The 12,437-nt window shown below is 59.6% G+C and carries 12 protein-coding genes; 1 reads left to right on the top strand and 11 read right to left on the bottom strand.

Annotated elements, in window-relative coordinates; genetic code table 11:
* Together AC1XOS_RS13400 and AC1XOS_RS13395 are read right to left on the bottom strand one after the other, a co-directional pair.
* Nucleotides 1-279 (bottom strand): hypothetical protein (locus tag AC1XOS_RS13400; RefSeq protein WP_481962727.1); only part of this gene is annotated, 279 nt, incomplete at its 3' end.
* A gap of 101 nt (nucleotides 280-380) precedes the next feature.
* Nucleotides 381-1,016: a hypothetical protein gene (locus tag AC1XOS_RS13395; protein WP_481962726.1), complete on the bottom strand. Its 636-nt coding sequence runs from the start codon at nucleotides 1,014-1,016 to the stop codon at nucleotides 381-383.
* Nucleotides 1,017-1,053: 37 nt separating this feature from the next.
* On the opposite strand from AC1XOS_RS13395, the gene AC1XOS_RS13390 reads away from it, so the two are divergent.
* Nucleotides 1,054-2,457, top strand: a complete 1,404-nt coding sequence (locus tag AC1XOS_RS13390) for a DUF1501 domain-containing protein (RefSeq protein WP_481962725.1) — start codon at nucleotides 1,054-1,056, stop codon at nucleotides 2,455-2,457.
* On the opposite strand, the gene AC1XOS_RS13385 is transcribed toward AC1XOS_RS13390, so the two are convergent.
* The 9 genes from AC1XOS_RS13385 to AC1XOS_RS13345 all read right to left on the bottom strand — a co-directional run bounded on the left by AC1XOS_RS13385 (nucleotide 2,376) and on the right by AC1XOS_RS13345 (nucleotide 12,178).
* Nucleotides 2,376-3,359 carry an aminoglycoside phosphotransferase family protein gene (locus AC1XOS_RS13385; RefSeq protein WP_481962724.1) on the bottom strand — a complete coding sequence of 328 codons (984 nt, stop codon included), beginning with the start codon at nucleotides 3,357-3,359 and terminating at the stop codon, nucleotides 2,376-2,378. The genes AC1XOS_RS13390 and AC1XOS_RS13385 overlap by 82 nt on opposite strands.
* Nucleotides 3,338-4,159, bottom strand: a complete 822-nt coding sequence (locus AC1XOS_RS13380) for a phytanoyl-CoA dioxygenase family protein (protein WP_481962723.1) — start codon at nucleotides 4,157-4,159, stop codon at nucleotides 3,338-3,340. Before AC1XOS_RS13380 ends, AC1XOS_RS13385 begins: the two co-directional genes overlap by 22 nt.
* Before the next feature lie 134 nt (nucleotides 4,160-4,293).
* Nucleotides 4,294-5,541: a glycoside hydrolase family 20 zincin-like fold domain-containing protein gene (locus AC1XOS_RS13375; protein ID WP_481962722.1), complete on the bottom strand. Its 1,248-nt coding sequence runs from the start codon at nucleotides 5,539-5,541 to the stop codon at nucleotides 4,294-4,296.
* 217 nt (nucleotides 5,542-5,758) lie between these two features.
* The gene (locus AC1XOS_RS13370) at nucleotides 5,759-6,466 is read right to left on the bottom strand and encodes an SDR family NAD(P)-dependent oxidoreductase (protein WP_481962721.1); all 708 of its coding nucleotides are present in this window, start codon (nucleotides 6,464-6,466) and stop codon (nucleotides 5,759-5,761) included.
* Nucleotides 6,467-6,486: 20 nt separating this feature from the next.
* A complete protein-coding gene (locus tag AC1XOS_RS13365; protein WP_481962720.1) occupies nucleotides 6,487-7,245 on the bottom strand; it encodes an SDR family NAD(P)-dependent oxidoreductase in 759 nt (252 codons plus the stop codon).
* A 3-nt stretch (nucleotides 7,246-7,248) separates the two neighbouring features.
* The gene (locus AC1XOS_RS13360) at nucleotides 7,249-8,229 is read right to left on the bottom strand and encodes a glycoside hydrolase family 5 protein (RefSeq protein ID WP_481962719.1); all 981 of its coding nucleotides are present in this window, start codon (nucleotides 8,227-8,229) and stop codon (nucleotides 7,249-7,251) included.
* A gap of 1 nt (nucleotide 8,230) precedes the next feature.
* Entirely contained in the window at nucleotides 8,231-9,259 is a 1,029-nt protein-coding gene (locus AC1XOS_RS13355) for a LacI family DNA-binding transcriptional regulator (protein ID WP_481962718.1), read from the bottom strand.
* On the bottom strand, nucleotides 9,256-11,532 hold the full coding sequence (locus tag AC1XOS_RS13350; protein ID WP_481962717.1) for a hypothetical protein: 2,277 nt from the start codon (nucleotides 11,530-11,532) through the stop codon (nucleotides 9,256-9,258). The genes AC1XOS_RS13355 and AC1XOS_RS13350 overlap by 4 nt, the downstream gene beginning before the upstream one ends.
* 34 nt (nucleotides 11,533-11,566) lie before the next feature.
* The gene (locus AC1XOS_RS13345; RefSeq protein WP_481962716.1) at nucleotides 11,567-12,178 is read right to left on the bottom strand and encodes a hypothetical protein; all 612 of its coding nucleotides are present in this window, start codon (nucleotides 12,176-12,178) and stop codon (nucleotides 11,567-11,569) included.
* Nucleotides 12,179-12,437 lie beyond the last annotated feature (259 nt).

Genomic DNA, 12,437 nt, shown 5'->3' with positions numbered 1-12,437 from the left:
AAGCGCTCCCGCGATGGTGTGGGCCAAGTAAAGATACGCTCGGAGGTCGCAAACCTGGACTCCCATAGCACAAAACAGTGTAAAGACAATAATTGCCCAGCGGCGTTGCGCGGCGATACGCTGTGCAACGCTCAGCAGAGCCAGACAGACCCAGAGATAGAGGTAGTTCCAGGGAGTTGCTCCGGGGGAGAAGATGTCCGTCAACATCAGGACAACTCCCATCCCGGCAAGCACGGCAAGCAAGAGGGCAAAGTAGCGGGTGATGATTTGGGTACTCATGACGACAGTTTACCTGCACCTGTTTTCAGAGACTCACGGACATCTACCGACCTCTGCAGAAAAATGCACTTCTCTCGGGGATCTGATGTACTACTTTCGCTCTAATGCTTAATGTTGGGCACCAGGCTTGGGTCGTACTTGGCTCCGGCGGCGACTTGGATCATGGTGAATCGCACTTTGGTGGGCAGGAACTTCTCGGGATCGGGGCGCAGGTGGACTTTGACACCGTCTTTGTCCTTCATCACGAGATCCATTTGTTTGATGCCCTCGCTCCAGACAATTCCCTTGTTCTCCCAGAACTCCGTCATCGAGACATCTTTCTCGTAGATGCCTTTGCGGGTGTAGCGATCCGTGCCCGCACAGCCGTAGCCGTTGCCTTGGCCCTTGTTGGGGATGTAGCAGAGGCTCCACTGCACTGCTTCCGCGCTCTCGGGTTTCTCTAGCACCTCGACTCGGACATGCACGGTGCCATTGCGAAAGTCTACCGGACTGGTCCAGTTCTTGGGACGCTGCGGGTTGAGCCGGTAGCCGTAGATGTAGTAGTGCGACTTGCTCGGGATCGAGTTGTCCGCATCCTTTTTGTCGTAGTTGAAGGTGGCATCGAAGAGCACAAACTGCTGGGAGGAAGTGGAAGCAGGCTGCTTTTGTGGCGTCCGCGCCACCGCGACCAGTGTTCCAAGAAGCCCCAGAAGCCCTACACTCACGAACCCGACGCGCCAGGATCGAAGGTTTTGCATACAGACAGTTTACCGGATAGTGTGTTATCATCTTCACATGAGCCTTTTTCGAGAGCTGGCAGTGGCGCTAGTAGAGCAGGGAAGTGGGCAGGGTAGGCCACCGGCGGTGATGATTGACCCGATCCGGCCTCTTGCGCCGCGCAGGCCGCACTTCAAGGCGCGGGCTAAAAACGTCATCGTGCTCTACCAGGTGGGTGGGCCAGGGCAGATGGACACGTTCGACTACAAGCCCGAGCTGCAAAAGCTCCACAAGAAACCCGTGCCAAAGTCTTTCAAAGACGCGCTGAAGGGCAGCCGCCACGCCAATGTGTTTGAGGGCTGCAAGGACGAGCTGATGGCCTCGCCGTATAAGTTCACCCAGCAGGGCAAGAGTGGGCTGTGGGTGAGCGAGCTGTTTCCCGAGCTGGCCAAGCACGTGGATGATCTCTGCTTTGTCCACTCGCTCCAGTCCGAGTCCAATAATCATGCGCCGTCGAGCTATCTGTTCCACACGGGCGATCTCAACGCGGGTAAGGCCAGCCTGGGGAGCTGGATCACCTATGGCCTGGGCACCGAAAATCAGAGCCTGCCGGGCTATGTGGTGCTCTTTGATGCCGGGCCGCTCGGGGGCGCGGCCAACTACCAGAACGGGTTTCTGCCGCCTGCCTTTCAGCCTACAAAGCTGCGAGACCAAGGACAGCTTGTGCTGGATCTCACGCCACCCAAGGAGTTTGCGGCGAGTCAGCAGGACACGTTTGACTTTCTGCGGCAGATGAACCTCAAGCACCGGCAGGGCAAAAAAGAGGGCGTTGAGCTGGATGCCCGGATCGCGAGCTACGAGCTGGCGTATCGCATGCAGAGCGCGGCGCTGGAAGTCGGGGAGGTGGAGAAAGAGCCCGCGCACCTGCGGCGTGCCTACGGCTTCGAGCACAAAGACCCACGCACGGTCGCCTATGCGCGCAAGCTGCTCCTTGCCCGTCGGCTGGTCGAGCGTGGGGTGCGCTTTGTCGAGGTCTACGACATGCCCGACAAAGATGGCTGGGATGCACATGGGGAGCTGGAGAAAAACCACACGCCGCGTGCTCGGTGGATTGATCAGCCCACGGCGGCGCTTCTGACGGACTTAAAGCAGCGTGGCCTGTGGGACGAGACACTGATTGTCTGGGCGAGCGAGTTTGGCCGCACGCCCATGATGCAAGGTGACAGCGGGCGGCAGCACAACGCGGCGGGTTTTACGATCTGGCTGGGTGGGGGAGCCGTCAAGCCGCAGCGCTACGGGGCCACGGATGAGATTGGGTTAATGGCACGAGAGAACCCCGTCACGTTCAAAGACCTCCACGCCACGATTCTGGCCGCACTGGGCCTCGACAACGAAAAGCTCTACTTCGAGCGCGCCGGTCGCCCCGAGCGCCTCACAGGGGTTGCTGGTACAGCGAACATCGTCAAAGAGCTTTTGGTGTAAGTGCCTAGAAGCGTATCCAGAGTGTGAAGCGATGCGTTTACAATCGTAGGATTTGTCTCCCAGTAGTAAGGAAGGGCAATGAGCGCCATAGACAACGCCCAGCCCCGTCCGCGCTCCCACATGGCATCGTCTATTGCGAGGGCCTCTCGGAAGACTTGGCGCGAGTCGGTGTCGAACAGGTTCCAGGCGACGATGAGTTCGCAGGCGGGATCACCCACGCCCAGGCAGCCAAAGTCAATCACGGCGCTGAGCTGGCCGTTGGTGGCGAGGAGGTTGCCGGAGTGTAAGTCACCGTGAATCCAGACGGGGGCATGGTTCCAGACGGGGGCTTGGAGAGCGACTTCCCAGGCTTTCGTAGCCGTGTCGCTGTCTATTCGCCCTTGGAGCTTGGTGAGAGCACGGCGGACGGCGGCATCGCGCTCCCCTAGGGGCACCCCTCGCCCGGAGTTGTGCTCACCTGGCGCGGGGCCATGGGTGGCATCGAGGCTTTGGAGCGCTGTGATAAAGGCCGCGAGCGTCCTTGCCGCCTTGGAGGGATCGGTAAGCTGGTCGAGTATCGCGTTTTTACCGTCAAGCCACCGGTAGACCGACCAGTGCCACGGGTAGCCCTCGCCCGGCACTCCCATCGCCAGCGGCGCGGGAACCGCCAGCGGGAGCTGCGGCGCGAGCTTGGGGAGCCACTGCTGCTCTTTCTCCACCTGCCCGACTGCCCAGTGAACGCGCGGGAGCCGGACGACAAGCTCATCACCCAGACGATAAAGCGCGTTGTCGGTTCCGGCGGAGGCGACGGGTTGGATCGGAAGCGCGGCCCACTGCGGAAACTGCATGGCTAGCAAGCGGCTCACAAGGGCAGAATCCGTATAGACCTCGTCGGGGTGCACTACCCATACCACTCGCGCCATTTTGCGCGGAGCGGGACGTCTTCGTCGGTGGGGAGGTGGACGCCGGTGATAGTCTTGATGTCGCCCATGAGCTGGCGCTGGATGGGGTTGGCTTTTTCGTAGAGCTCGCGGTAGCTAAACTGGGGAGAAAAATCCATCGGAAAGACCCAGCGGAAGCCGTAGCCGATAAAGAGGGTCTTGCGGGTGATGTCGGAAAAGTTAGCTCCGACGGCGTGGTAGGTGCGCTGCTCGAAAATAAACGCATCGCCTGGCTTGCCACAGATCTCAATCGCGCCGTACGGGTGCGGAGCGTCGGGGGCTTTTGCAAGCGGCCCCGTCAGGCGGTTGCTTCCCGGCACGACTTGTGTATTTCCCCGCCCTGGCTCCGACTGATCCGAGAGAAAGAATGCGATCTTAAGCAAGATTCTGGGGTGCGGCTCGGTCATCTCCCAGCTGGATTGGCCACCGTCGCGGTGCCAGCCCTCGCCCTTGAAGTTCGCGTCGGCACCGGGTGTGGGGGGACGCACAATGAGATGGCTGGTCATCAGGTGGATGTCCCAGCCCAGAATCCCCGCTACCAGCGGCAGCACTTGCGGGTGGTCAATCAGCTCCAGAAACGCCGGGTCATCGGGCAGGCAGCCGCGCTTCTGCCAGTGCTTTCGCTCCGAGAGGCCCTCGTGCTCAATGCCCTCGGAAGAGAGCCGGTCGGCGGCAGCAACCAGCCGCGCGACCAGCTCAGGGTCTATTAAGTTCCGTAGTACCAAGAAACCGTCGCGGTCAAACTGCGCTTTCTGCTCCACGGTGAGAAGATTGGGTGTCATGTGCCTATTTTACCAATTCTCGTGGATTTTTTAGGTATATCTTTCGCACAACTTCCACAAAAGGATGTAATCCAGACGTTTGTCTGGACAGTTTTTGGACTGCGAGATTGTAGCATTTTCGCCAGTTTGTGTGCTCATGGCGCTAGGGGCTGTCTCACCCAGTTATAGAGGAAGTCGGGCACGACGTCGTTGCGCGACCCGTCGTGTCCTTTGCATGCCTGGTAGAGCAGCAAGCGGCCTGACTTTTGTTTGTCGATGGGCAGTGCCTTGGAGAACTCGAAGAGTTTCCCCACCGTCTCGGCATAGGCCTCGTAGGCATTGGAGATCGACGATGCCTCCCATCGCGCGGCGATCAGGCGTTGCAGTAGGGAAACGGTGCGGACAGCCGAAGAAACAGAGTAAACGTACCGTTCCACGAGGCTCGCCCAGTTGGCTTGGGTGAGAGGGGCGTCCAGCAGCTTGCGCACTTGGTCGTCGAGGGGGGCGGAGAGCACCTTGTGGACGGTACCGGATTGCGTGCCGACGATGATGGTTTCGGTGCTTCCGGGCGTGGCGAGGGAGATGGCTCTGATCCTGGGTTGGGTCAGCTCATCGAGCAGATCATACTCGACAGGATCGAGCTTTCCATCCTCGAGCAGAATCCCCACGACTTCCTTGGCGGACGCCTCGGTGAATCCGTTGGGCGCGGTGGCGCGGGTTTGTCGGATCAGGGCGAGGATGCGCGGATCAGCGACGGCGCGGGAGTCATTGCCTCGGGGGGGCATCTCCGCGAGCTTGCCCCCCTGAGAGGCACTCGTCTCGAAGATCAGGCTGGTGCGCTTGCCATCGGGGGCGAGCGTGATGGCCTTGAAGTCCTCGAAGCGCGTGACGGTGACGGTGCCCTTGAGCTCCGGCGAGCTGGCCGTGGGATCGGTGCCGTCGGTGGTGTAGCGGACGTACTGGCGCTGCATGCGGTTCGTAAAATCTGCGAAGCTGCGCTGGGACTGCGAGGTCCATGCCACCTCGGCGAGGGCGGCGGCGCGGGGGAGCGTGAAGTAGTCGCCGTAGAGCGCGGGGCCGGGGTTTGTTTTAAGCTCGGGCTTGTGCAGGAACATAGGGGCACTTAAGCTCACGCCTTTGGGGCTAACCTCCAGCAGATAGCCCTCCGCACCGAGCTTGGTCAGCGACGGATTGACCTTCAGCGTGATACTGCCCTTGCTCGTGATTTTCGGCGCCTGCCCAGTCGTGTTCTGGAGCCAGCCGGTGAGCAGCTGCGCCGCCGGACGACTGGTCGCATCGGCCCCGATAGCTGTTTTATCGTCGAGCGTGAAGCTCCCGGCGCTTTGCACCAGTGCGGCAGGTTTGGGCACAAGCGAGACAGGAGGTTGAGGAAGAGTAAACATCGTTATTTTTCTCGTTTTAATCTTAGCTGGATTATCATCCTGACGTTTGAATGGACAGTTTTTGGACTACGCGATTATAGCATTTTTGCTCCGGACGAACAGATGGCTTCTTGAGTAGACCCAGCTCCTTTTTGGTGACGGCCTCATGGACTTCAACCTGTCTTTTTTGGGACTGGTCATCCGTTCTAGCCGCCACCGGAGCGTCAGGGCTAAAGGGTCAGAGCGTCTGGCCCACGTAGTCTTGTGCGCGGAAGAGCGTACCCGTAGTTCCATCGTTAATGAGCGCAGGGACGAGTGCGCCGGGGAGTACGGACTCAACGGAGCCGGGGGCATTGGGGCCGCCCAGATCGGTGCGTAGCCAGCCGGGATCGAGTAGGTTGATCAACACGCCGTCGCCTTTGAGGTGGCTTGCGGTATCGGTGACGAACTTATCCACGGCGGCTTTGGAGATCGAGTAGGCAATTAGCTCGGGCTGATCTTGAATGCCCGACGTGACATTGATAATCCGACCCCACTTGCGCTTCACCATACCCGGAATCAGGCTGTGGCAGATGCGAACCAGTGCCGTTACGTTCACCTCAAAGCTCTTGCGGAAGTCCTCGGCAGGGACACTCTTCCAGTCGCTACGGTACGGCGTCATGATCGCAGCGTTGTTGTAGACAATGTCAATGCCCGGTGTCGAGGCCAGCACACTCGCCAGCATCGCGTCCACTTGCGCTTCGTCGGAGAGCTCTGCCGCCACTTGTAGCACCTGCACGCCCTTGGCCGTCAGCTCCGCTGCCAGTGTATCTGTTCCTACTGTCTCGCGGCTATGCAGCACGATATTACAGCCGTACTCCGCAAGCCCTAGGCTCACCTGTCGTCCAATCCCACGGCTCGCGCCGGTTACCAAGGCCCACTTGCCCTTAATCTCTGCTTTTTGCATGTTCACTCAATCCTTTAGTTTTAAGACCCAAAAATGCCGCCGTTGATGTCAAGAGTCGCGCCGGTGATAAAACCGTCGTACTCGCTGGCGAGAAAAGCGACAGCCCGCGCGACATCCTCGGGCGTACCCGCACGGCCCAGCGGCAAAGTCGCGATCGTTGCGGCAGCCGACTCCGCCGTGGTGTGTGTGTTGTGAAACGCCGTGCCGAGAATCAAGCCCGGCGCGACGGCATTCACCCGAATCCCACGCCCGCCCAGCTCTTTGGCAAGCGAGCGTGTCCAAGTCAGAATCGCGCCCTTCACCGACGAGTAGGCCAGTGAGCCCGCGTGACCTCCCATTCGCCCCGCCAGTGAGGCGAGATTCACAACACTGCTCTGCTCTGCTGTCACCAAGTAGGGCACTGCGTGCTGCGTGACGAGCATCGTGCTGGTGAGGTTGATGTCGATCGTGCGCTGCCAAAACGCCAGATCCAGCTCCTCAAGCTTGCGACGACCGATCAGATCACCTGCGTTGTTGACCAAGATATCAAGCCCGCCGAGAAAGGCAACAGAGTCCTCCACCAGCGCCAGCGCCTGCGTGCTCTGCGAGAGATCCGCCGCGAAGCACGCAGCCCGCACGCCCAGCGGCGCGGCACGTTTAGCCGCCTCTGCGCCCTCGGCGCTCTTGTGGTAGTGAATGGCGACATCGCAGCCCTGGCGCAGCAACTCTCCCACGATCGCTTGGCCAAGCCCCTGTCCGCCGCCCGTTACCAGTGCCCGCTTGCCTTGAAGCCGTCCCATTGCCTACTTCGCTCCCGTCAGTGCGGCTTTGACATAGACGCCCCAGTAGCCTGTCGGTTTGTAGTCCCAGCCCGTCAGCAAGCACGGGTTGGCGCTCGGGTGAAAGCTCCAGGCTGTCCAGCTAAGCTGGTGTTTGTTCATGTAGGCGATCACCTCAGGTGCCCAGCTCTCGGTGTAGACATTCTCGTGCGGCGGATCGGTCGGCTTCCAGGGTTTGGTACCTACTTCCCCAACAAAAACCGCGTGTTTTTGGGCGACGGGGGTCACATGGGTATCCCAGTCTTTCTTCCACGGGTAGATGTGCGTGCCGTAGAGAATCCCGTTGCCGTTGGGGTCGCGGAGTGCGTGGCCCTTTAGCACGCCGCTTAAATCATAGCCCCAGTCGAGGCCGCCTGCGACCACGACATTTTTCGCGCCTGTCGCTCGCACGGTGTCTAAGAGTGCTTGCATGCCGGGCGTATGGTACGTCAGGTGCAGGCCACGCTTGGGGTCATCGTTGCGCTCCTCCACCATGCCACCGCTTTTCCAAATCTCCCAGGAGACATCGTGCGGCTCGTTGTAGAGATCAAAGAGCACCGCTGGGTGATTGGCGTAGCGCTTGGCAAGGTCTTTCCAGAACAACACACTCAGATCATCGGGCATGCAGTGCTGGCCAATATTCTCGCCCCACTTGCCGCCGTTGGACCAGTGGAGATCAAGTAGGGCGTAGCTGTTTTGCGCGGCGATCTGACGCACCACGCCATCCACGACGGTTCTGTACTCTGCGCTACTATCGCCTGATTTACCAAACCAGCGGTCTTGCGAGAGAGGGATGCGAATGAGTTTTGCTTTCCAATCTGTCAGTGCCCGGTTGATAGACAGTGTCAGATGGTCGCCCGTGTTGCTCCAGTCTAGGCTCGGGACATTCACCCCTTGGAGACGGACGACTTTGCCCGCACTATCTTTCAGGCGTGTTCCATCGACATGTAGCATTGGTATGTTCATCTTATTTCTCTTCTCTTTTGTTTCTTGGGGGAGCACAGCTCTTGCGCACGACTAACTGCGGCGTGACCACTACGTGTTGCGGGAGTTCACGAAGCGCTGTTTTCTGAACCCGCTCCAGCAATAAGCCCACAAACTGGGTCGCGAGTGGCTCGATATGGCCGCCGATCGTGGTCAAGCGCGGGCTGATGTAGCTTGCAAGATCGAGATTGTCAAAGCCGACCACGGTCATTTGTTGCGGAACAGAGACACCCGCATCGGCAAGGTAGCCAATCACAAGGGCCGCGAGTGAGTCTTGGTAGGCAAAAATCGCGGTGGGGGGCTCAGGGAGCGCGAGCAAGTGCGCCACGCCACGCCCGACCTCCGCATCGCTCTGGGCGATGACTTGCAGCGCTTCGGGAAGCTCGATTCCTGCCTCTTTGAGGGCCGCTTTGAAGCCATAGAGCCGGTCGTAGATACCGCGATGGGGGCTCTTACCCAAGATCGCAATGCGCCGATGCCCCAGCCCGATCAAGTGCTGGGCAAGAGCGTAGCCGCCCTTGGCATCATCGCCAGTGACTGTGTCGAGGTGCTCGGTACCCTCCACCCAGCCCATCAGCACCAGCGGCACACCCGAGGCCACCAGCGCGTTGACGTGCTCTCGGGCGACGAGGCCATTCTCGCCGGACACCAGCAAAATACCGTCCACGCGCTGCTCCCGAAGCGAGGCCAGGCAGGCGGACTCGACCTCTTGGTCGGTGCCACTGAGCTGCAGCTGCAAGCTATAGCCCGCCGCTCGTACGAGATCGGCGATGAGCTGCACCAGCTTGGGATAGTAGGGGTTCGAGACCTCGGGAACCACAAGCCCAACTGTCTTGGTGGAGCGGACCTTGAGATTTCGCGCCACTTGATTGACCTGGTAGCCCGCCTCGCTCGCTAGTATCTGGATGCGCTTTTTGGTCTCCGCATTGACCAGTGGGCTATCCGCCAGTGCCCGTGAGACGGTTGAGTGGGAGACGCCTGCTTGGCGTGCGATATCTTCAAGAGTAGTCATTGCACACGATTGCAAAAGAGTCTATCAAATGCCCTGCGACTTGTCAAGGCGGTTGCGGGGCCGGTGATGGGAACCCCGCGCAGACCCTTGAGGTTCACGCTGAGCGTGTAGCCAAAGTATCCCTCACCGACCTCGGTTACCGTCAGAGCTCCGGGAGCCGAGGGGGCGAAGTAGAGGGAGTCATTTCCCTCAGGGAGCTCATAGGTAAGATCGTAGTCACTCACCACGCTTGCTGTGCTCCCTACCGAGAGAGTCTTTGTGGAGAACTGCAAGATCAGCTTCAGCGCCACTTTCCCTCCGTAGGCCGTGGAGACTTGCTGATAGAGTGCTCCCAGCGCCAATCCTGTTGTACCACCGAGGCGCTGAGTGCTGTACTTGGGAAGAAGGCGTGTCTTCCCATCGAACTTTACCTTGACCATCCCAAAGGGCACATCGTCATTGACCTTGATTTGTGATTGGGCTTGCCCATGGGAAACCTGGCTACCGTCTTTAGCGGTCTCGTTGGCCTCCACGGTGACTGTCAATGTGCCCTGTGTTGAGGGCGTGGTTGCCAGCGTCACCACGCTGCCCGTCGTCTCGAAGCTTGAGCCTACCTTACCTTCTTTCGCATCGCTTAAGTTCGCGAGGCTGCTCCCGCTCAGGGTCCACTTATAGCGGATATTCGCCGCCCCAGGCACCGTCGGGACATTGGCCGTGAGCACGAGACTATCCCCCGGTTCGATCGTTTCCGCAGCGGGACTGAGGCTTACGTCGCTGGTAAAGAGGGTTGCTTGCCACTGATCCGCTTGTTCGGAGTGAGCCAGATCCCAAAGCACTGCCCCGAGATCCCCCCCGCCCACAAGCACTCCCACCACATTCAGTGGGGCCAAGAGGAGCTTCAGAGCAAGCTGCCCACTGGCAGCGAGAGCCTCCTTGCTGAGAATCGCCTGAAGTGCCGGACTGAGCCGGGAGAGGATGGCGGCAATCGAGAGAAAGAAGCTGGTGTCGGAGACGCAAAGCTTAAGAAATAGCTGTGTCGCTCGGCTGAAGTCTCCTGTCTCGACCGCGGCGGCCACTTCAAACCAGGACTGAATCTGAAGAGCACGGAGGCTGGTGACCGCGGCCTCGATGGCGGCTTCGTTTGTGGCGATATCCCGAAGTCCCCAGATCTCCAGAAGTAAGCCTAGGAGAACATCCGCGAACCAGGAGATGAAGTTGAGCACGAGCCGAGACTCACGCCACCCGGAGACGGCATCTATGTAGCGGGGATCGGAGTAGATAGCAGGATCGCCCGTGAGCGACGAGGACCCCAGCACGACCACCTCAAAGAGAGTCTTTTTGGCATCGGTCGCCATTGTCAGAGGCAGTGGCTGTGTGGAAACAGGGACGAACGCGGTCTGTCCGGAGTAGAAACCGAAGATCGTGCTCATGATGCCGAGTGCGCGTGTGGAACCTAGACGGGTTGTTGAGACGACTTTTGCTTTTGTGTAGTTTGTCGCAAGCCCATTTTTGTCCACCTTACCGACCTCATAGAGGTAGATCTGGCAGTAGCGACGGGCATGGTTGCTGAGAACGATCGTATGGGGGGCGGTTCCTTGTAAGAGCTCGACATTGCTCTGAAGGGTATTGGGTGTGGTCAAAAGAAGGGCATTTCCCTCTGCCCGCGTCACCCGTGTTTTGGGAGGAAGTGCCGCACGGCTTGGCGTCGTCCTCTGGGTCAGGATGGCCTCAACTGCCGTTTTTAGCGCGGCTCCAATCGCCGGGTCTTCCTCCACAACTGCGGAGGGATTTGCGGCAAGACGCGCCGTAATCACCGTCTCCAGCTCCCCTACGGCAGGATGGGCATCCAGTTGGGCCAAGAGGAAAGTCTTGTTGGTGGCCGCGACCATGTGCCCCCCCAGAGCAAAGTAGAGGAGAGCTACCGCCGTGGAGCGTGCACTCAGCACCGCTCCCGTATCCGCCAAGAAGCCCATCAGGATAGGCTTGTCCGATGCTGCGCACCAGGCAAGTGTTGGGCCCGTCGGCTCGGTACTCACCTGCGCCGAAAAAGCCCCACTGGAGGACACTTTCTGGCTACCCGCGCCGGTTTTGACCGTTAGTGCGCTACTCGTAAGCGCAAATCCCGCCGGAAGAGTGAGCGTTCCACTAACGGAACGTGTCCCTGTTAGTATGCCATCTCCGGAGCTCCCGCCGCCTCTGGTGGGGCCAAAGCCTAGGTTCCAGCCACTGCCACAGCCCGCCAAACTCGTCACGGGCAGGGCGAGTGCAAGTTTCAGTAGTTTTCGTCGGTTCATATTCTTTTAAGTGCTCCTAAAAATACATGACCATTCAAAGCAACTTACGCACTTCGATTGCCTGAAGGCGCATGGTCTCTAGCTTCTCCGCCATCTCCACTGGCACTTCGGTGAAGGCTTTGCTACCAAAGTTGGTCTTGCGGGACTGCCACATGGCGAGCATCATGGGGGCGTATTTTTTGAAAGCCGCCGCGCTCGGTGCCCCAATGAACGAGGCATAGGTCTGGCCCATGCCGCTACCGACGGGCCCTGCGGCAAAAAAACCAAAGCCCTCAAACGGCGCGGCTCCCTCAACCCGGTAGCGCAGCACGACGGCGCGCATTCCCTGGCCGGGGATAGCCTTTTGCTCCAGGATCTTCAGTCGCATTGGCTTACCCGCCTTGCGCCCGGTCTGCTCGACGAAGTCTGCCGTGGCGCGGAGAGGATCAGAGAGGTCGTTGGTGACGGTTGCGAACTTCTCGGCACCAAACTGAACAGCTTGCGGCACGATCGTCGTGCCATACTGTCCCAGCGCGACCTGTGTGCCGTCGGGGCCGGTGATGATAATCGAGTCGCGTTTCTGGTCTACGAGAGTAAAGCCGGGGGCGATCCCGATGCTGCCCGTTCCATCGGCGAAGTTCTGGGTCTTGAGTTTCTTCTGTTTCATGCCCACACGGTAGCAGGCTACCGTGTGGCAATCGTGTGGAGATTAGCGCGTGACCTTGACAGTGGCGCTGCCTTTCTCATTTCCCGTCTCAGTGTTGGTATCCGGCGGGCTGATTTATCCGCCTGAATCCGTAGGACGCGGGAGGAGGGGGAGAACACGCCGTAGCCGAACGACCTCTTCACGGTTCAAGCGGAGCCGAGCAATTGTGGCGCGGCCTGTCGGAGTAATCCCGATCATCTCTGTCTGGTCTGCGTTCCAG

It is taken from the genome of Armatimonas sp. (assembly GCF_964826245.1).
Note: the sequence above shows the minus strand (reverse complement) of the source record. Positions and strands in the feature narration are given on the sequence as shown.

Excerpts from the sequence above, each read along its gene's own strand:
- AC1XOS_RS13370 (WP_481962721.1), bottom strand. The coding sequence starts at position 6,466 with ATGCAAAAAGCAGAGATTAAGGGCAAGTGGGCCTTGGTAACCGGCGCG.
- AC1XOS_RS13375 (WP_481962722.1), bottom strand. The coding sequence starts at position 5,541 with ATGTTTACTCTTCCTCAACCTCCTGTCTCGCTTGTGCCCAAACCTGCC.
- AC1XOS_RS13390 (WP_481962725.1), top strand. The coding sequence starts at position 1,054 with ATGAGCCTTTTTCGAGAGCTGGCAGTGGCGCTAGTAGAGCAGGGAAGT.
- AC1XOS_RS13395 (WP_481962726.1), bottom strand. The coding sequence starts at position 1,016 with ATGCAAAACCTTCGATCCTGGCGCGTCGGGTTCGTGAGTGTAGGGCTT.
- AC1XOS_RS13345 (WP_481962716.1), bottom strand. The coding sequence starts at position 12,178 with ATGAAACAGAAGAAACTCAAGACCCAGAACTTCGCCGATGGAACGGGC.
- AC1XOS_RS13360 (WP_481962719.1), bottom strand. The coding sequence starts at position 8,229 with ATGAACATACCAATGCTACATGTCGATGGAACACGCCTGAAAGATAGT.
- AC1XOS_RS13365 (WP_481962720.1), bottom strand. The coding sequence starts at position 7,245 with ATGGGACGGCTTCAAGGCAAGCGGGCACTGGTAACGGGCGGCGGACAG.
- AC1XOS_RS13380 (WP_481962723.1), bottom strand. The coding sequence starts at position 4,159 with ATGACACCCAATCTTCTCACCGTGGAGCAGAAAGCGCAGTTTGACCGC.
- AC1XOS_RS13385 (WP_481962724.1), bottom strand. The coding sequence starts at position 3,359 with ATGGCGCGAGTGGTATGGGTAGTGCACCCCGACGAGGTCTATACGGAT.
- AC1XOS_RS13355 (WP_481962718.1), bottom strand. The coding sequence starts at position 9,259 with ATGACTACTCTTGAAGATATCGCACGCCAAGCAGGCGTCTCCCACTCA.
- AC1XOS_RS13350 (WP_481962717.1), bottom strand. The coding sequence starts at position 11,532 with ATGAACCGACGAAAACTACTGAAACTTGCACTCGCCCTGCCCGTGACG.